Here is an 18,831-nt window from a genome sequence, read left to right on the forward strand (position 1 = left end):
CAAGGTTCAGTGGAACCGCTCTAGACGGCCCTGCGGCCTGCTTCAGGAAGCCGTACAGTTCTTCCGCCTGCATGTCGTATGTCGCAAGCTGCTCCTTGCACGGATTGACGTACCCCTCAAAGCGTTCCGGCGCATCCAGAAGCGCGGAGACAGCCTGAACAAGCGTCTGTGGTTTACCATCCAGCGGCAGCCACGTCCCGTTTACCCCGTCCACAACGTCTTCTGATTGCCCCCCCGGAGACGTCGTGACGACCCAGACATCCCGCGCCAGCGCTTCCCGCACCGTCAGGCCGTAGCTTTCCTTCCACTGCGACGGAAACAGCAGAACATCGATCTGGTCATAGAAGTCATCGAGTCCGGCCTGTGTATAGGCCGGCACAACCCGGAGCGTCCCACGAACGGTCCAGTCCTCCGGAAAGATCGACTGAAACCCGAGGTTGAGCTTGTTATCGACAACGACAAGCTCCCAGTCACTCCGCGACAGGGACTGCATGGCCTCTTTCAGCAGACCATATCCCTTGACAGCTTCCGTCCCGCCAACAAATCCAAATCGCAGCGGCGTTCCGGGAAGCCGCGGCCTGCGCGCACGTTTCGGCCAGCAGAAACCGTTGCGATTGACCACGATCCGTTCAGGCGCAATCCCGTTCGCAAGATAAAGCTCTCGATGTGCCTGCGACGGACTGATCAGAAGGGCCGCACCCGCCAGGGCCTGCCGCATTACGACAGCCCGATCCGCAAGATGCCGCACACCCGGCACACAGACCTGACAGACCGCAGGGTCAATGGTCGTCTGGAAACAGTACCGTCCGTCTCCCCGGACCATGAACTGCCGCTCGCAAAGCCACCAGGCATCGTGCAGCGTGAGGACGTAAGGAATCCCCCTCTCCTGACAGATCCGCAGGATCCCCGTTCCCAGCCCCTGCGCAGCATGAACATGCACGACATCCGGCTGACAGGCTTCAAGCACCTCCGCAAACCGGGAAGCCATTGCCGGATTATCCAGATGCCCCACCCCGTCCAGACCGTCAGACAGCACGGAAGCAAAGACCATCATGCCATCCACGTCGTAACGGACGTCCCCATCAGGAATATCCACAGCCGGTGGTCTGGACGTCATGACGCTGACCTGAGCCCCTTGCCGGACCAGCCGACGCCCCATCTCCTCGGCCACAATCGTGGCACCGCCAAAAGAGCGTGGCGCGAAATAGACATTCGCCATCAGGACCCTGAGGCCTTCCGCTTCCCGACGGGACGGAAGACCAAACAACGCCCGGGCCTGTGTCTGCGCCATCGCCTCGGGCGCATACCGCGCCATCACGTCCTTATAAGCCGTTTCCGCCAGACGTTTCCGGTAATCCCCATCCCGCGCCAGGGTCAGGAATCCGTTCCGCCATGCTGCGGTATCCGCGGCAAGGAGGCCGTTCTTCCCGTCGCGCACAACTGTCAGGAACGCGGCACTGGGAGAACAGATGGCGGCGACCCGGACAATGGCCGCCTCAAGAAACTTGATGTTGCTTTTACAGTCGTTGAACAGCGTCTTTTCCAGCGGAGCAATCGCGATATCCGTCTGGGACAGGGCCTTCAGATATTCCGGATAAGTCAGCTCCGTAAGACGCTCAATCCGGTCCCCGAACCGGTTGAAAGCCGAAGACAGCTGCAACTGCCCGATAACCCTCAGGCAAAGCCGGGGTTCTTCATCCATCGCTGCCAGCAGTCCCGCCTCGGCCTGCCTGAAATCGGCATCATGAGTATTGGTTCCCGACCCATACGAAATCCAGATCCGACCTGATGGCACAGGAGCAGGAAGAGCTTCTGCAATTCCAAGCGTCTGTTCGTCCAGGGCATTTTCCAGAACAGCGACATCCGTCAGCCCCGCCTCTCGCATGGCGCCCGCAAGAGCCGCCGTCGAGGCAATGCCCCGACCACAGGCCAGCATACACCGGCGGAACAACGCCACCCCCGAGAGCAGGAGATCACGCTCGGCCGCCGGAAGCGTGTCGATATTCCCGTTCTGCCGATACTCCCCTTCATCGAAGATGAGGTCATCCACTTCCCAGCGCGGAGCCAGTCCCAGCCGATGCGCTTCCCGCACCAGCTTCATGACATCGTCGAAGCCCGGAACCCGATAGAAAATGACATGCGTGCAAAGCTGAAGGGCAGACTGGGCTTCGGCAAGATCCCGCCAGTCCACCACGTGAACCGACCAGCCCAGCGTCTTCAGGAAATCCCGCTTCTGCCAGACACGATACTTGGCACACTGCTTAAGGCTGAGTTCCGCAATGATGAGAATCTGCGGTTTCAGTCTCACGGTTCCAAATGTGGAAGGAGCACTGTAAGGATGAGGAAGATCCGTATCACCGGGAACCACCTTCTTCCGGCCTCCATGGATCCGCTTCAGGCGGGAGATACGGTGAATAACGGCTTTCCTGATCCCCAGCAGCCCGTCCCGCCTCCAAAGACGCAGAAACCGTCCCGGAAGCTCACTCACAGGTCGGCCAGAAAGCAGTCTGCCAAACATCAGAGCCCGGACAGCACGCAGCGGAAGCGTCACACGCCAGGACAGGGACATCTGAATCAGGGACAACTGAAGCCGAAGCTTCTGGTTTTCCTTCTGTAGATGTTCAGCTCTCAAACCATTCAGGCGGGCAGCGCTGCGATAGCTTTCAGTCAGGATTTCGCGCGGGTCGTCCCGCATTCTGTCAGGCTTTCACAAAAGGAGATAAAAAAGTACTTCAGAAACACGAAAGGCCGGACCCTTCCGGATCCGGCCTTCCTGAACAATGCCGGCCTGTCCGAAGACAGATGCCATCATTAGCTCAGGGTAAAGTTAGAAGCGTTCAGGTCGGTGATACCAACGAACGTGATCTTCGAGTTGTCGGAAAGCTCGATCGTGGTGTTACCACCAGCAACCGTAGCATTCGACAGAACACTTGCCAGACCATTGTTGTTCTCAAGGCCGTACTTGTACAGAGCCATCAGGTTACCGGCTGCGCTTCCGAAGTCGGTGATCGTGTAGTCACCGCCCGCAGAACCCTTGATCAGCGCGAACAGGTTTGCCGCGCCCGAACCACCCGTAAGAGTAGCCGCGCCCGAACCGCCAACCAGCGTATCGGCAGAGGAACCACCGATGATGGTCTCGTCGCCCGTCCCCGCGAAGGCATGCAGCGTGCCATTGGAAGACGCCGCCGAAACGGTCTCGTCGCCCTCGTTACCAACGAACAGATTGGTGGAGCTTGCGGAGCCACCGACCAGCATCAGGTCCAGACCCGAAGCACCAAACAGCGTGGACGTCCCGGCGGAAACGGTCGTCGCACCCGTCCCGTTCAGGAACGTCAGCGCCCCCGAAGCAGTGATCGAGTTGCCCGTGCCGCGGATCTGCCAGAGATCGGCGGAAGCCGAGATGGTGTCGTTCAGACCGCCCGAAACCGTACTGAGCGCACCGGTTGAGAAATAGGTGCTGGAACTGCCGCCCGTGATGAAACTGTTGTTGCCACCCGAAACGGTGTTGTGCGACGTCTTGTTGTAAACCGTTGCGTCTGCGCCCAGCGTAACCATGGAACTGCCACCGAGCAGCGTGACAGTGTCGGTACCAGTCGTGCCGTCGATGGTGTCCTGACCTTCGGAACGGACAACATTCGTACCGCTTCCCAGCTTGATGAGATTATTGCCGTCACCCGTGCTGATGGTGTCGTTACCATTGGTGCCCGTCACGGTGTCGTTGCCGTCACCTGTGGCGATGGTCCAGTTCCCGGTGGAATTGGCGCCATTGAACGTGTTGTTGCCAACGCCGCCAATGAAGGTGCCGTCCTGGTTACCGGCCGTCACGGACACACCGGCGAAGTCACCAGCAAGAACACTGACGTTCTTGACCGTGCTGCCAGAGAGATCCAGGCTGACAGCAGAATTCAGAGAGTCTTCACCGGTCGTGGAATAGCTGCCAACAGCGATATACTGTGTGGTACCGCCAGAAACGGTGTAATCACCACCCTGGCTGATCAGACCCTGACCCGTCGTAGTACCCGTAGCGCCATTAATGCCCGGAACCAGATCGTAAGAAGCAAGCCCACCACTCGTGTGGAGGGTGGAAACAGCAGTCTGATACTGCTGCGCCATCAATTGGGTCTGTCCTCCACTGACCGTGACCACAAAGGTCTGTCCGGAGGCGCCAACTACTGTAGTAATGCCAGCCATTACCATGCACTCCTAAAAAAGGTTGCCTCGCACCGGCGGCCCTCGGACCACCCAAGTGATCGAGCGACGAGTCTCGCATATATCAGAGCAAGACTATCAAAAGCAATTAACTTTGCGCATGATACAGAGTTCCGTTATCTCTTATTTAAGGGTTTAATAAAGCCGTCCCGACAAAGAATTTCGCGTTTCATGTTGCGACAGAGAAAAAGAGCAGGCCATCCAGCGCTTTTAACAAAAAGCTTTCAGACAAAAATTTTTCGTTAATGTTAACTTTATGAGAAATAAATATCGGGAATACTGCCGCAGACCGGACTACATTTTTCGCGAAACAAGCCGCCCTTAACACGCCCATCAATCCTGACAGGTTCATCTGTGAATTTCTCCAACCCCGCTTCACTGTCGTTTCCAGGGGCTGATCATCATCTGGCACAGCTTGCGCTTCTGCTGGCATCCGGAAAGTCAGAGGCCGAAACCTTCTCTCATCCTCAGGATCACATTTTTTTGACTGTCTGGCTGGCTATAATCCTGGCCGGGGAAAGAGAGCTTTCCGGCGGCCGGATCGAATGCGCTCCTCGCCTTGAGGCCCAGATACGTCCTGCACTTCGCACAATGCTGGAAATACATTTTCCCCACAGCGATATCCGGATCGTTCCCCCCAGCGGCCGGAACGACGGAACCTGCCTGCCGCTGCTGTACCACATTACCGAAGTTTCGACGCACAGCCCTTCTGCTCGGCCAGTTCTCCAGATCGGCCCCAGTCATCCCGCAGGGTCCGTCACCTTGACCCCCGAAAGCGCCCTGATTGACGCAGGCGATTCACCCTTTCTGGGATTCCTGATATCTGAAACACCAGAAAGCCTCACCCTCCGTCGCAATATCAGGCTGCTGCTTGATGACAGTCGGAAAACCCACCTTCTGAGATCCCGGGTACAAACGATACAGAAGACATCACTCGAAAAAACACAGACCATCCAGGAACTCCGGGTCTCTCTGCGGATGCTCTCCGCAAGGACTACGCCTTTGCCGCGCCGGACACGACCGCCCGAGCAGACAGAACCGCCACCGATCGCCTCTCCCCATTCCAAACCGCCGGTTCCTGACGCGGTTTCGATACCTCCGCTCTGGTTCCGGGCTGGCCGCCGCCTCAAACGCATTCTTTGTCCTCCCCGTTCCCTCCCCCCGGTTCAGGAGAAAACCGATCCGGACGAGAACAGCGCCCCATTCTCTCCGGTCACGGCCCCAGAGGCAGAGGCAGAGGCAGAGGCAGGAGCAAAGCCTGTACCTTTCTTCGTACGCCGTGTGCTGTTCGTCGCGGGAGAACCCGACACGCCTGGCGTTCTATACCGTTGCTACCGGAATGCCGCAGCCGCACGGGATGCCGGCTTCGACGCCAGGGTCCAGTCCTGCGCCGCAGTCAGTTACGACGACATCCACTGGGCGGACGTCATGGTATTCTGGCGCGTCGAATACAGTGGCCATGTCAGTACGATTTTCGATCTCGCTGAAGCGGAAAACGTACTGACCGTCTTCGATGCGGACGATATTGTCTTCGTTCCCCATTATGCCCGCGTGGACATGATCGACGGCATCCGTTCGATTGGCGCCACGGAAGAGCGGATCGAACGCTGCTTCTCGGAAATGCGCCGCACCTTCCTGCGCTGCGATCAGGGATCGACGACCACCGCCGAGCTACTCTTCGCCATGCACAGCCTGCGTCCCGTCGTTCACCTGCTTCCAAACGTCTATGACACACTCTCCCTGAAACGGGCGCGCATGGCGCTGCGCATGCGTGGCGAGCCCGGCTGCGTCAACGCCGGCGACGGCCTGGTCCGGATCGGTTACGCCACAGGCTCCCGGACCCATCAGCGAGACTTCGCCCCCATCTGTCCCACCATCGCGGAAGTCCTGCGCCAGCGTCCCGAAGCACGTCTCGTCCTGTTCCGCGAGCCCGTCACCCATCGCCCGGTTCTGCTGATGGAAGAATTTCCCAGCCTGATCCCCGTGCAGGGCCAGATCGAATGGCGTGACATGGTTCCCCTTGAAGAACTGCAGGACGAGTTCGCACGCTTCGACATCTCTATCGCTCCCCTGGAGACGGGAAACGTCTTCTGTGAAGCCAAAAGCGAGATCAAGTTCTTCGAGGCCGCCCTCTCCGGCGCGGCGACAGTCGCCTCACCGACCGGACCGTTCCAGCGCGTCATCCGCCACGGCGAAACAGGATTTCTGGCTGACAGTCCAACGGACTGGTACGACGCCCTGGTCGCACTGATCGACAATCCGGAACGCCGCGTCCGCATGGCACGGGACGCCTATCATTCCGTCCTGTGGCCCTTCGGCCCACAGGCGCAGGCCCGGCGCATGAAGCTCGCCCTGACGTCCATGTCCGGAGACGAAGCCGCAGCCCTTGCCGGGGAAACACGTCTCGCCAGAGACCGTCTCGCTCCCTCCGCCCTTCCCGTCATCCCGGCCAGCCGTACCCTTTTCCATCATGACGCGCTGGGAGAAGCGTCCGTCACCGTCGTCATCACGTCCTATAATTATGAGGCGCATCTCCTCGACGCGCTGGAATCCGTCGCAGCACAGACCCTCCCCATTCTGGATCTGATTGTCGTGGATGATGGGTCCTCCGACGGCTCGGTTGTTCTGGCCCGCACGTGGATGGAACGGCATTGCGACCGCTTCAACCGCCTGATCCTGCGCCAATCCATGACAAACGCAGGACTGGGCGGCGCACGGAATATCGGAATGGATGCAGCCGAAACTGTCCATGTCATGCAACTGGACGCCGACAATACCCTGCGCCCCGAAGCCTGCGAAACACTTCTGGCCTCCATGGATGACGGCACAGCCTATGCCTATCCGCTCATCGCCTGCTTCAACGAAAACGGCCCTGTCCTGATGGATATGAGTGCCGACATCCACCATCAGCCCGGCGCGCCAGAACTCCTGGGAGACCTGCCGTTCAACCCGCTTTCCCTCGTTTCCGGAAACCGCATCGATGCGATGGCCATGGTCACCAAATGGGCCTGGGCCGCCGTGGGTGGCTACTATGTTTCACGTGAAGCAATGGGCTGGGAGGATTTCGATCTGTGGTGCTCACTGGCGGAACGCGGCCTCCCCGGCCATCACGTCCCGCGGATCCTGGCCGATTACCGCCAGCATGAGACATCCATGACGAACGCCTCGACCGAAAAGGAAGCCCACAAGGCCCACGTCGTGGCATTTGTTCAGGCCAGACACCCCTGGATCCGCCTTAGCGCCGAACGGGCCAAACCCCGGAAAAGCTGAGACCTCTTTCCCAGACCGTCCAAGAAAAAACCCGCTTCCGGACAGATCCGGAAGCGGGTTTTTCATGGCCTGAAAAGGTCGAACCGGGCTTCACAAAGAAGCCCGATACGCCTCAATCAGAACGGTGCATCGATATCAACGACGTCGATCAGCTTGTGATTGACGAATTCCTTGATGCCCAGACCGATCAGCTCACGGCCATAACCCGAACGGGCCACACCACCGAACGGCAGATCAGCCTTCACCATCGTCGGATGGTTGATATAGACCATGCCCGTATAGATCTGCTCGGCAACCTTCACGCCGCGCTTCGTGTCCTTCGTAAAGACCGAACCACCCAGACCGAACGGCGAGTCATTGGCAATACGGATGGCATCCGCATCGTCCTTGGCACGATAGAGCTGCGTCACCGGGCCAAAGAACTCCCACAGACGGGCTTCATTGTTCTCGTGCAGATTGGTCATCAGCAGCGGCTGGAAGAAAGCGCCCTTCGCCGGCACGGACGGGCCAATGGCCTCCACAACCGCACCATGCTTCTTGGCTTCCTCGACCTGAGCCTTCAGATCGTCCGCCGCCTTCTGCGAGGACAGCGGCGCCAGCGTGGTCTTCGGGTCCATCGGATCGCCCGGGATCAGCTTGGCGACTTCAGCCTTGTAAAGCTCCAGAAAGCGGTCATACACGGCATCCGCCACGATAAGACGCTTGGCGGAAACGCAGACCTGACCGGCATTCCAGTGACGGCCGAAAGCAGCCCACTTCGCGGTCTTTTCCAGATCCGCGTCGTCCAGAACGAGGAATGCGTCAGAACCACCCAGTTCCATCGTGGACTTCTTCAGCGCCTGTGCGGCAATGCCTGCAACAACGGCGCCTGCCCCTTCGGACCCCGTGAGCGCCACGCCACAGACGCGCGGATCCTTGAGGATCGTCTCGGTGTGATGACGGGCAGCATACAGATTGCGGAACCCACCCTTCGGCAGACCGGCTTCCTTCATCAGGTCATCGAACGCGGCAGCACACTGCGGCACGTTGGAAGCGTGCTTGAGAATGACCGTGTTACCGGCGGAAAGCTGCGGCGCAATGATGCGGGCAATCTGGTAGAACGGGAAGTTCCACGGCTCGATCGCGAACACGATGCCCTGCGGCTGGTGGATCAGGACGGCCTCGCCTTCTTTCGGATCCGCAACCGGCAGCTTCTCGGCCTTCAGCAGATCTTCGGCGTTCTTGGCGTAATATTCGAAGATCTCGGCGGACAGGATCGTCTCGGCCTTGGCCTCGGCATAGATCTTGCCCATCTCAAGCGTCAGAAGCCTGGAATACTTGTCGATATCACGGCGAAGGATGTTCGCGGCTGCCGTCATGATCTTTGCGCGCTCGGCGAACGGCGCATGACGCCAGCTCTTGAACGCATCATAGGCTTCCGTCAGCGCGGTCTGGACTTCCTGGTCGGTTGCATCCGGGAAGGTCTTGAGCGTCTCACCGGTATAAGGGTTGATCGTAGCGTAAGCCATGACGAGTCATGTTCCTATGTGGTGGCGGGTTTCCAACATATTGGCACGGATACGGCCAGACAAAACCCCCCACCCTCCTGCACATCAAAACTTCACGAATGTGTGTTCGTTTTAGGTACATTATCACAAAGTTCCGCAAGCCATGCCGTTGCCATGCCATCGGACGGCGCCCGCCAATCGCCCCGTGGGGAGAGAGACCCACCGGCAACCAGCTTCGGACCATTGGGCATGGCCGAGCGTTTGAACTGGCTTGTCCCGAAAAACCGCCGCAGAAACACCTCCAGCCAGTGCCTGATCTCGCCCAGATCGTAGGCAATCTTCCGGTCCTGCGGATAATGCTCGGGCCATGTTCCGCGGGATGCGTCGCTCCAGGCCACCTCCGCCAGGAACGCGATCCGTGACGGTCTGAAGCCGTGACGCAGAATATGATAAAGTGTGAAATCCTGAAGCGGATACGGCCCGATCGTCTGTTCCGTACTCTGAACGCCCTGTCCCATATCGGGCACAAGTTCCGGTGTGATCTCAGCGCTGACGATCCGTTCCAGAACCGGCCTCACGCCCTCACCCAGTTTTCCCTCACGCGCCAGCCAGCGGATAACGTGCTGGATCAGCGTCTTCGGCATCCCGGCATTGACGTTGTAATGGGACATCTGGTCCCCCACGCCATAGGTACACCAGCCCAGCGCCAGTTCCGACAGATCCCCCGTCCCGATGACGATCCCGTTGCGGTAGTTGGCGATCCTGAACAGGAAATCCGTCCGCAGACCCGCCTGCACGTTCTCGAACGTAATGTCATGAACAGGCTGCCCCCCGGCGAAAGGATGGCCGATCCCCGCCAGCATCGTCTGAGCCGTCGGCCGGATATCCAGTTCGTTCACCTCAACGCCCAGCGCCTCCATGAGCGCATGAGCCAGCGAGCGGCTCTCCGTTCCCGTCGCAAAACCGGGCATGGTGTAGGCGAGAACATGCGTCCGCGGCCAGCCAAGCTCATCCGCCGCCCGCACCGCTACAAGGAGCGCCAGCGTACTGTCCAGGCCGCCTGAAACGCCGATCACAGCCCGCCGCGCCCCGCTCGCCTGCAAACGGCGACGCAGGGCGCTGACCTGAATGGTCCAGCCTTCATAGCAGTCCCGCGCCAGCGTCCGCGCATCGGACGGCACGAACGGAAACCGCACGACCTCCCGCTTCAGCCCCAGATCCGTCATGGGCGGCGCAAGCGTGAACCCAACGGTCCGGAACGCTTGGCCCGGCTGCCCGAACTGGCCCGTCCGCATCCGCTCCTGCCGCAGAAGATCCAGATCCACATCCGCCACGACCAGACGCTCGCCCTGCGGAAAACGGTCCGACTGGGCCAGAAGCCGCCCGGCCTCATGGATCGAGACCTGCCCGTCCCAGGCCAAATCGGTCGTGGACTCCCCTTCGCCCGCCGCCGCATAGGTATAGGCCGTCAGCGTCCGCATGGACTGCGCCTGACACAGAAGCGACCGGTCATCCGTCCGCCCGATCGTCACAGGCGACGCGGACGGATTGAGAATGACCGTCGCCCCCGCCTCCGCCAGCTTCCCGCTTGGCGGAGACGCCACCCACAGATCCTCACAGATCTCCACGCCCAGCGTCAGCCCGCGCATATCCTCGGCCTGGAACAGAAGATCCGTCCCGAACGGCACCTCTTCACCAAACAGCCGGATCGTCCCGGACGTCTGAAGCCCGGACGTGAAATACCGTGGCTCGTAGAATTCCCGGTAGCGCGGCAGATGCGATTTCGGCACCACACCCAGAACCCGTCCGCGATGCACGGCCGCCGCACAGTTATAAAGCAGATCCCCCCGCACCAGTGGCAGCCCCACAACCGCGACGGACAGCAGTTCCCGAGACCCCGCGACAACCTGCCGGAGCGCCTCGACCGCCCCGTCGAGCACCACATCCTGAAACCGCAGATCATCCAGCGTGTAGCCCGTCAGCCCCAGTTCCGGAAACACCACCGCCGCTACGCCCTGCCGGTCACAATCGCGCAGAACCCCCAGAACCCGCTCGCCATTCTTCAGCGGATCGGCAAGCGTCACCGGCAGCGTACAGGCCGCGATCCGGGCGAACCCCTGGTGATACAGGGAACGGAACAGGGTCATGTTGGTCCTCCGGCAGGCAGGATGTCCGAACACAGGAATCCGACCCATGGAAATATCGACAAAGGGCTTCCCAGGCACAGCCCCCGCATAAAACGGATGTTGCGAAAATGAACCTGTTCACTCCGCCGCCGTTCAGCCTTTTCACACCCCGCCTCTCCCTCAGAGGGTGCTACTGACAAAGGAGACAGTCCCATGGACCTGCTACGCTGGACCATTGCCTTCCTTATCCTCGCCTTATGTGCCGCGGTGCTGGGCTTTGGCGGAATTTCGGCAGATTTTGCCTATATCGGCAAGATCCTTTTCTTCATCTTCCTGGTGCTGCTGATTATCAGCCTCGTCTTCGGGCGCGGACGCGGCACGCGCCTCTGATCCCACCCCTCAACGTCGGGAGCGGCCCATGCGGAAGCTCCCGATCAGAGCTACCACGAACACCACAACCGCATACAGACCACCCAGTTCCGTCATGGAGACGGGCAGACCGAACAGGTAATCCGGCGAATCACACGGTTTGTTCGGCCGTGCGGGCATCGCCGACATCCAGTCCTTGAAGTTGCCCCCGTGAAAGACCGGGGCCCTGCATTCCGGCGCCGGGCTGGGCCAGAACCTGTGCTCCACACCCGCATGCAGCACCGCCAGCCCGATACTGGTCATCAGGCACAGAAGCCCGAAGAAAACCCCATACCGGGCATAGCGCTTCGGCAGCACGATCGTGATGATCCCGAGCCCGATCAGCACCCACCAAGGGCGCCTTTCCCACAGGCACAGCTCACAGGGCGCAAGCTTCAGCCAGTGCTCGGCAAACCAGACGACCCCGAGCGCCACCAGTCCCGCCAGAACATACAGACCACCCAGCGCAGACGTTGAAACGGGGCGGTATGTTCTGTTCAGTGACACGGACGGATCGCCTCCAGACTATCAAGAAACTGCTTGGACCAGCTCCCCGCCGTATTGCGGGAAACCTCGTCATACATCGCGGACCATGCCGCATGACGGGCCTGCACGTCCATGGTCAGGCCGATATGAAGCGCATCGGCCATCCCTTCCGCGTCCAGCGGATTGATCAGAAGCGCCTCGGGCATTTCCGGAGCCGCCCCCGCAAAGCGCGACAGCACCAGCACGCCTGGATCCTCCTCGTCCTGAGCCGCGATGAACTCCTTGGCGACGAGATTCATGCCATCCCTCAGCGGCGTGACAAACCCCACATCCGCCATCCGGTACAGCCCGGCCAGAATATCGCGTCCGATCGGCCAGGTCGTGTACCGGATCGGCACCCAGTCCGGCGTACCGTAGGCACCGTTGATCGTCCCGACCAGCCCGTCCAGCTCTTCCTTGAGCAGACGATAGCTCTCCACCCCCCCCCGGGACACCGGTGTGACCTGAAGAAACGTCACCTGCCCCCGATGCTCGGGGTAGTTCTTCAGCAGAGCCTCGAATCCTTTCATCCGCTCCGGCAGACCCTTGGAATAATCCAGCCGGTCCACCCCCATGATCAGGCGCGTTCCCTCCAGCGTATCCATGATCTTCACCACCTCGTCGGAGGCGGCGCTTTCAATCGCCTGCTGGCGGAAACTGACAGGATCAATCCCGATCGGCACGGCCTCGACCGCCACCTTCAGCCCATAGGCCCTGAAACATCCGCTGAGATTGGCCTCGTCTTCCGGCGTCTGCACCCCGATCAGATCACAGGCCGCCAGTCCGGTCAGCAGCATGTCGAGCCTGGGCAGCAGACGCGCCACGCTCCAGGGCGGAAACGGAATATGCAGGAAGAACCCGATCCGCCCCGTCACGCCCCGGTCCCGCAGCATCTTGCCCAGCGGAAACAGGTGATAGTCATGGATCCAGACCGTATCATCCGGCTCCAGAAGCCCGACCAGACGATCCGCGAAGACCTCGTTCGCCTCATAATAGGCGTCACAGTCCTCACGGGTGTAGCGGATCAGGTTGGTCCTGTAATGGCACAGAGGCCACAGGACACCGTTGGAAAAGTTCAGATAGAACCGGTCATACTGCCTCTGGGTCAGGTCGAACGTCACGTAATTGACGTTCCCCACCTGCTCGCTCTGGACAGGCCGGTCGGCCGCATCCGCATGCTGATGGCCCGACCACCCGAACCACAGGGTCTCCTGCGTCTGTACCGCATCATACAGACCAACCGTCAGCCCTCCGGCAGGCTGCGTCCGCTCCCCAGGGGCAGGCGTCCGGTTGGAAACAATGATCAGGCGCCCCATCCGCGTCCCTCCGACAGATCATGCAGCCAGCGCCGGAACGTGGCCGCATCTGGAAAATCATCGGGAATGAGCCAGCCTGCGCCCCCCATCTGGCGCGCAGCCCTCACCCCGTCGCGGTCCGTGACGTCGTCACCCGCAAAAACCGGAAGCCGCCCCTCAAAAGGCGGTTCCGCCATCAGCTCCCGCAACGCCTTGCCCTTGTCGATCCCCACTGGCCGGAGTTCGATGGCCATCTGGGCATCCTGGAGATGAAAGCCGTGACTTTCTGCGGGCCAGGCCGACGCCAGCGCCCGAAAAGCGGCTTCAGCCTCAGGCGCACGACGGTAATGCAGCACCATTCCAGCTTTTTTGTGTTCAACACTGGCGCCCGGATGATCTGCCGCGGCCTTTTCAACAGCCCGCACCCATTCCCCGGGCACAACGGGCAGTTCCCGCTCCCGTAACGCCTGACCGGGCGCGTGACGCATCATCACGCCGTGCTCGCCGGCCACGGCATGGGGAATATCCGGCAGGAAATGATCGATCTGTGCGATGGGCCGGCCGGTAATGATCGCAAGCGCGCCATCGAGCATGTCCCGAAGACGCACCAGATCCGCGGCGAGCCCTTCCGGCACCCGGACGCTTTCCGGGGTAGGCGCGATGTCGACAAGCGTTCCATCGAAATCAAGCAGCAGAGCTGCCCGGGACGGGGGAAAGGGAACCTGAATCATGAAGCTGTCATTTCTTCCTGTTTCTGGGTCATTCCGCCCCATCCCACCTTATTCGAGGCCGGGATCAGCCTCGGGAGGTGACAGGGGCTGCCCCGAAGGCTGCGCTGGCATGGCCGGAGCAAGGGACGGCGCCGCACCGCTGGGAGGCGCGAGCGGAATGGGATTATGACTGTCCGGAGCAAGCGGTACAGGACCGCCTGAGGCAGAACCGGGCTGGGATGCCGGAGCATCGCCGCCTTCTTCCACCGGAACCTCCGCACTGGCGAGCACGGGCGCCTTCACCTCAGGCAGAGGCCCCGCCTGAGGTGCCGTCGGCGCTCCCGCGCAGGAGACAACGCGCACATCATACAAAGGGCTGCCATAAGTTGCGACAGAAGGTTCCTGAGCCAGCATCCAGCCATCGAAAGGCGGACGCTGCGGATCGCTGCTGTCCTTCAGATGCAGCAGGGCTCCGGCATCCGCTGCCAGCGTCTGCGGCCGGCTGACACAGGCTTCGACACCCACGGAAAGACCGTGATAGGTCGCGCTCCCGCCCACGGGAATCGTGAGAAGCTCCAGATGGGCGTCCAGCCGGTCCAGCACACGCACCACGGCCTGCGACTGCCCCTGCCAGGTCGCAGCCGGATACATCGCCGGAGGCGCCACACCTGTCGCGGCCCACGCGCCCGAAATCCCGCCCAGCAGAATCATTCCGGCAGCCCCGCACCACAGAACCCGGTCCGACCAGAGTGTCATCATGACTCTTTCTCCTGAGCCTCACCCTGCAAAGGGCTCTTCAGATCGGACAGCATGGCCTGAAACGTCTGCATCATCGCCTGAGGCGCAACACCCATCAGAACCCCATCATCAAATGCATCCTGAAGGGCCTGACGCAGCTCGGCATCGTTTTCCCGCAGGATCTGGACCTTCTCCACACAGGACACAGGATTGCCCTCGTGGTCGACCCACAGAAACGCACTTTTCTGCGCATCCGTCATGTCTCAGGGCTCATCCGCAAGACTACCCGCCGCAGGCTTTCCCGCAGCGGCCTTCTGGCTCTTCTGCAGCGAATCCGTCACGGAGAAAATGAACTTGCTCAGAAGCTGCTCCAGACTGATGGAGCCCTGCGTCTCGGTCATGACACCGCCCGGCTTCACCACCGAATCCGCTCCACCCGGCGACAACGCGATATATTTTCCGCCCAGCAGACTGTCAGACGTCACGATCGCAGCGGAATCCGTTGGCAGCTTTACATCGGGGGCAAGCGTAAAGGTTACCTGGGCCTGAAAACTCTTGGGATCGACCACGGCGCCGGTCACATGCCCCACGGTAATGCCCGCAAGCCGCACATCGGAACCGACCGTCAGGCCGTCGATCTGGCTGAAGGACGCATGGACAGGGTAGCCCCCGTCATCGCTCTGATGGTGCCCGACCATTGCCGCGACCAGAAGAGCCGCAAGACAGGCCAGGACTGCGAACCCGGCCAGAAGCTCCAGCCGGTCATGGCGGACCGTGACAGCGCTCATGACGATACCCTCGTGAAAATCATCGTTCCAGCACTACCCGACTCCGCTTCGCGCGTCCAATCCTCCTACAGAAATCGTCCCCCGGCGGACCCCGGAAAAATGTTATCCCCCATATCCCCATGTTCCCACCCATTAGCGGCCTTCCGAAGACCCTTTTCCGGCTTACGGGGCGGTGGGCGCAGAGCGTAGATTCATTCCATGACAGCTCGCCTTCACTGGACCGGCGTTCGCATGAGGACGCTTCAGGTCATGACCGACCCCGACGACAGCGCCCTGCGCTCCGTCACCCTTCCTGCCGCCTGGGATGACGAGGCCGCGCAGGCCCTCTCGCAGATCACCCTGAACGGTGGGCCGGTCAGACTTGCCGCGGAAGCAGCCCGCTGGGTGGACACGATCGATGCGTGCCCACCCCTTCCCGGCACTCCGGCCAACACTCCGTCGCCGGGCCGGAGCCTGTCCTATCTTCTGCTGATGCAGCAGATGGCTCCCAATACCGCGCTGTGGCAGTGCCAGCCCGACCAGACGCCCGGCTTCACCATCCGCCTGTCCAGCTTCGTGCAGGAGACCGGATTCGCCGCCGAGCATTTCGTCGCCTGCCTCCGTCTGGCCTGCGATGCCCTGCGACGCCTTCACGCCGCGACCCGGATCGAACGCACAGGTGAGCTGCCCCTGTTCGATCTACCCGCCCAGCCTGAGGACGAAGCCGCAGGCCTCATTCTCCTGACCGATCTCGATGCCTGCCTGGCAGCACTCGGTCTGGACTATGACAGTGACGACGCCCGCAACGCGGCCTGCGCCATGGCCGCGCTCGCCACCACCGTAGCCCGCGCCGGAACGAAGCTGTCCCCGCCTTCCATTCCGGAATCACCCCTGCCGGGACTGCGAACCATCGCCTCCTCGGTCTGCGCTGCCGAAGAGGGACGGCATTTCTGCCGGATCGAAACCGGATTTTCCGCCCCGGCCCCCACCGAAGGCCTGCTGGGTGTCGAAACCTGCGGCCTCGCCCCGGCCTTCTCGCCCCTGCGCGAAGATGGACATCTGCGCGCCTCCACGCTGGCCCGACTGGCCTGCCGCGGCCTGACTCCCGAATCCGCTCTGGCGCTCGCTCTGGCTGGCGAGACCCCGCTTCCCCCCGTTCGTCCGCAGGCCCAGGCGGCCATGCATACTGCCGTAAAGACCGCCGTGGACTTCCTGCCCGCCGTACCAGAACCCGATCTGGCCGACCTTCAGGCCAAACTGGCCCGTGGCGTGCGCCGCCCGCTTCCCATGCGCCAGACCGGTTTCACCCAGCGGGCAGCCGTCGGCGGTCACAGTCTTTTTATGCGCACCAGCGAGTTCGAAGACGGGTCGCTCGGCGAGATCAGCCTCACCCCGCCCCGCGAGAGCCCCATGGCGCGCGGCCTGATGGACTGCCTCGGCCACGCCGTCAGCATCGGCCTGCAATATGGCGCGCCGCTGGAAGCCTTTGTGGAGCGATTCGCCTATACGCGCTTCGGCCCCGCTGGCACCGTCGAAGGCGATCCGTCCACGGCTTACGCGACCTCCATGCTCGATTATGCCTTCCGCACCCTGTCGGAAGCCTATCTGGGCGAGCACATGCCGGATGCCCCCCGGATCGAACCGAGTTCGGAAGACCCCGCCCCCATGCTGCCTTTCGGACGCAACTCCGGCGAAAGCCCGGAATGGAAGAACCGCGGACGCCGTCTGAAACTGGTCAGCTAGGCCGAAAACGGGTTTCGGCAGCTCCGGCGAGCAGAATACATTGACAGTCAACGGACTCGCCGGTAGCTAGCGCCTGCGCTGAGAAGGAATCCGGTTAAAATGACCGGACAAGAAGGATGCGTACAGGGTAAGGGATCAGATCTCATGGGACACGCCCCTGCCGGTGACGACGGAAACTTCGACGAACGCCTCAGGCGTGCCCGTCAGAAGCTCGATCCCCGTTCAGGGGAATTCGCCGTAACCGACGAGGGTAATGGTGACAGTTCCATGTCATCCCTTGGACTGGCGATCCGCGTGGGGACGGACCTTGTAGCCGGGCTCGCGGTCGGTGTAGCCATAGGCTACGCGCTGGGTCACTGGTTCGGGTACAGGGCTCTGTTCCTGTCCGTTTTCGCCCTGGCGGGATGTGGTGCCGGCATGTTGAATGTCTGGCGGGTTTTGAAGGATTCGGACATGGTGTCCGGACCGAAAGATGACGGGAGAAGCCAGCGTGGCAGCCGGATCGACGATTGACGCGCTCGGACAGTTCGAGCTCCATCCGGTTCTTGGACATCTGGGAGAAGCCCTGCGGTTCTCGCAGTCGCCACTGTTCATGCTGATCGCCGCCGCCGTCGTTCTGGTCTTCCTGTATGTCGGAATGCGCCCCGCCGCCGTTGTGCCGGGCCGCCTTCAGGCCGCCGCCGAGATCAGCTACGATTTCGTGCATGACCTTGCCGTCAGCACGATCGGTGAGAACGGTGCGACATTCTTCCCGTTCGTCTTCGCGATCTTCTTCTTCATCCTGGCCGGCAACTATCTCGGTCTGCTGCCCTTCTCCTTCACGTACACCAGCCATATCGCCGTGACCTTCGGTCTGGCCATCATGGTGTTCATCATCTCGATCCTTGCTTCCATCCGTTTTCAGGGTGTCGGCTTCCTCAAGCACTTCCTGCCCGCTGGAACGCCTGTCTGGCTTGCTCCGCTGCTGGTGCCGATCGAGTTCATCTCTTTCCTTTCGCGTCCGGTCAGCCTGTCGATCCGACTTTTCGCCAATATGGTAGCGGGTCACGTGCTTCTGGAAGTGTTTGCCGGCTTCACGATCATGCTCGCCGGTCTGGGCGCATTCGGCCATGTCCTGGCTATCGCCCCGATCGCGATCAACATCGCGCTGACGGCCCTCGAACTGCTGGTGGGTGTGCTGCAGGCCTATGTGTTCGCCATCCTCACCTGCATCTATCTGCGTGAGGCCGTCGCTCACTGAGCCACACCAGCTTCGCACTAACCCTTTTAATCGACCCAACAAGGAACCTGACAATGGACGTTCAAGCCGCTCACGAATTCGGCATCAGCATCGCCCAGGCCGCCCGTGACCTCGGTGCCGGTATCGCCGTTTTCGCCCTCGCCGGTGTCGGCATGGGTCTCGGCAACATCTTCTCCACGCTGATCAGCTCGGTTGCCCGCAACCCGGCTTCGCGTCCGCATGTCTTCGGCATCGGCATGCTGGGCTTCGCGCTGACGGAAGCCGTCGCGCTGTTCGCCCTGCTGATCGCCTTCCTGATCCTGTTCGCCTGAGG

Annotated in this window: 18 protein-coding genes; 6 read left to right on the forward strand and 12 right to left on the reverse strand. The window is 61.3% G+C overall.

The window, feature by feature from the left end; genetic code table 11:
• From GFJ39_RS08320 to GFJ39_RS14220, 4 genes are all read right to left on the reverse strand, one after another.
• On the reverse strand, positions 1–2,695 hold a 2,695-nt coding region (locus GFJ39_RS08320; protein ID WP_153430905.1), incomplete at its 3' end, for a glycosyltransferase.
• A 116-nt stretch (positions 2,696–2,811) separates the two neighbouring features.
• Entirely contained in the window at positions 2,812–4,191 is a 1,380-nt protein-coding gene (locus tag GFJ39_RS08325) for a beta strand repeat-containing protein (protein ID WP_153430906.1), read from the reverse strand.
• A gap of 187 nt (positions 4,192–4,378) precedes the next feature.
• Complete coding sequence (locus GFJ39_RS08330) at positions 4,379–4,642, reverse strand: hypothetical protein (RefSeq protein WP_153430907.1); 264 nt, start codon at positions 4,640–4,642, stop codon at positions 4,379–4,381.
• A gap of 8 nt (positions 4,643–4,650) precedes the next feature.
• Positions 4,651–4,953 carry a hypothetical protein gene (locus tag GFJ39_RS14220; protein ID WP_228391856.1) on the reverse strand — a complete coding sequence of 101 codons (303 nt, stop codon included), beginning with the start codon at positions 4,951–4,953 and terminating at the stop codon, positions 4,651–4,653.
• A gap of 258 nt (positions 4,954–5,211) precedes the next feature.
• Between GFJ39_RS14220 and GFJ39_RS08335 the strand changes: the two genes are divergently transcribed.
• Positions 5,212–7,479: a glycosyltransferase gene (locus GFJ39_RS08335; protein WP_228391857.1), complete on the forward strand. Its 2,268-nt coding sequence runs from the start codon at positions 5,212–5,214 to the stop codon at positions 7,477–7,479.
• A gap of 116 nt (positions 7,480–7,595) precedes the next feature.
• On the opposite strand, the gene GFJ39_RS08340 is transcribed toward GFJ39_RS08335, so the two are convergent.
• Positions 7,596–8,987, reverse strand: a complete 1,392-nt coding sequence (locus GFJ39_RS08340; protein WP_153430908.1) for an NAD-dependent succinate-semialdehyde dehydrogenase — start codon at positions 8,985–8,987, stop codon at positions 7,596–7,598.
• Between the two features lie 92 nt (positions 8,988–9,079).
• The gene (locus GFJ39_RS08345; protein WP_153430909.1) at positions 9,080–11,113 is read right to left on the reverse strand and encodes an NAD(+) synthase; all 2,034 of its coding nucleotides are present in this window, start codon (positions 11,111–11,113) and stop codon (positions 9,080–9,082) included.
• Between the two features lie 192 nt (positions 11,114–11,305).
• Between GFJ39_RS08345 and GFJ39_RS08350 the strand changes: the two genes are divergently transcribed.
• The gene (locus tag GFJ39_RS08350) at positions 11,306–11,482 is read left to right on the forward strand and encodes a DUF1328 domain-containing protein (RefSeq protein ID WP_024717175.1); all 177 of its coding nucleotides are present in this window, start codon (positions 11,306–11,308) and stop codon (positions 11,480–11,482) included.
• A gap of 9 nt (positions 11,483–11,491) precedes the next feature.
• Here GFJ39_RS08350 and GFJ39_RS08355 read toward each other — a convergent pair whose 3' ends face one another.
• The 6 genes from GFJ39_RS08355 to mlaD are packed head-to-tail and all read right to left on the reverse strand — an operon-like array spanning position 11,492 to position 15,556.
• A complete protein-coding gene (locus GFJ39_RS08355; protein WP_325062886.1) occupies positions 11,492–12,007 on the reverse strand; it encodes a disulfide bond formation protein B in 516 nt (171 codons plus the stop codon).
• Complete coding sequence (locus tag GFJ39_RS08360) at positions 11,998–13,341, reverse strand: alpha,alpha-trehalose-phosphate synthase (UDP-forming) (RefSeq protein ID WP_153430910.1); 1,344 nt, start codon at positions 13,339–13,341, stop codon at positions 11,998–12,000. The genes GFJ39_RS08355 and GFJ39_RS08360 overlap by 10 nt, the downstream gene beginning before the upstream one ends.
• Positions 13,329–14,051: a trehalose-phosphatase gene (otsB, locus tag GFJ39_RS08365; RefSeq protein WP_153430911.1), complete on the reverse strand. Its 723-nt coding sequence runs from the start codon at positions 14,049–14,051 to the stop codon at positions 13,329–13,331. Before otsB ends, GFJ39_RS08360 begins: the two co-directional genes overlap by 13 nt.
• Before the next feature lie 48 nt (positions 14,052–14,099).
• Complete coding sequence (locus GFJ39_RS08370) at positions 14,100–14,789, reverse strand: DUF2155 domain-containing protein (RefSeq protein WP_228391858.1); 690 nt, start codon at positions 14,787–14,789, stop codon at positions 14,100–14,102.
• Positions 14,786–15,028: a hypothetical protein gene (locus GFJ39_RS08375; RefSeq protein WP_153430912.1), complete on the reverse strand. Its 243-nt coding sequence runs from the start codon at positions 15,026–15,028 to the stop codon at positions 14,786–14,788. The genes GFJ39_RS08370 and GFJ39_RS08375 overlap by 4 nt, the downstream gene beginning before the upstream one ends.
• 3 nt (positions 15,029–15,031) lie before the next feature.
• Positions 15,032–15,556, reverse strand: a complete 525-nt coding sequence (mlaD, locus tag GFJ39_RS08380) for an outer membrane lipid asymmetry maintenance protein MlaD (protein ID WP_153430913.1) — start codon at positions 15,554–15,556, stop codon at positions 15,032–15,034.
• Positions 15,557–15,754: 198 nt separating this feature from the next.
• Here mlaD and GFJ39_RS08385 point away from each other — a divergent pair, with 198 nt between their 5' ends.
• The 4 genes from GFJ39_RS08385 (at position 15,755) to GFJ39_RS08400 (ending at position 18,829) form a co-directional block, all read left to right on the forward strand.
• A complete protein-coding gene (locus tag GFJ39_RS08385) occupies positions 15,755–17,278 on the forward strand; it encodes a TSCPD domain-containing protein (RefSeq protein WP_153430914.1) in 1,524 nt (507 codons plus the stop codon).
• Between the two features lie 144 nt (positions 17,279–17,422).
• Positions 17,423–17,791, forward strand: a complete 369-nt coding sequence (locus tag GFJ39_RS08390) for an AtpZ/AtpI family protein (RefSeq protein WP_024717171.1) — start codon at positions 17,423–17,425, stop codon at positions 17,789–17,791.
• A complete protein-coding gene (locus GFJ39_RS08395) occupies positions 17,769–18,518 on the forward strand; it encodes a F0F1 ATP synthase subunit A (RefSeq protein ID WP_325062892.1) in 750 nt (249 codons plus the stop codon). The genes GFJ39_RS08390 and GFJ39_RS08395 overlap by 23 nt, the downstream gene beginning before the upstream one ends.
• 83 nt (positions 18,519–18,601) lie before the next feature.
• Positions 18,602–18,829 (forward strand): ATP synthase subunit C family protein, encoded by a 228-nt coding sequence (locus GFJ39_RS08400; RefSeq protein WP_024717170.1) that lies wholly within the window; start codon positions 18,602–18,604, stop codon positions 18,827–18,829.
• Positions 18,830–18,831 lie beyond the last annotated feature (2 nt).

Origin of the sequence: Gluconobacter aidae (genome assembly GCF_009547075.1) — a bacterium.
Taxonomy (GTDB): Bacteria; Pseudomonadota; Alphaproteobacteria; order Acetobacterales; family Acetobacteraceae; genus Gluconobacter; species Gluconobacter aidae.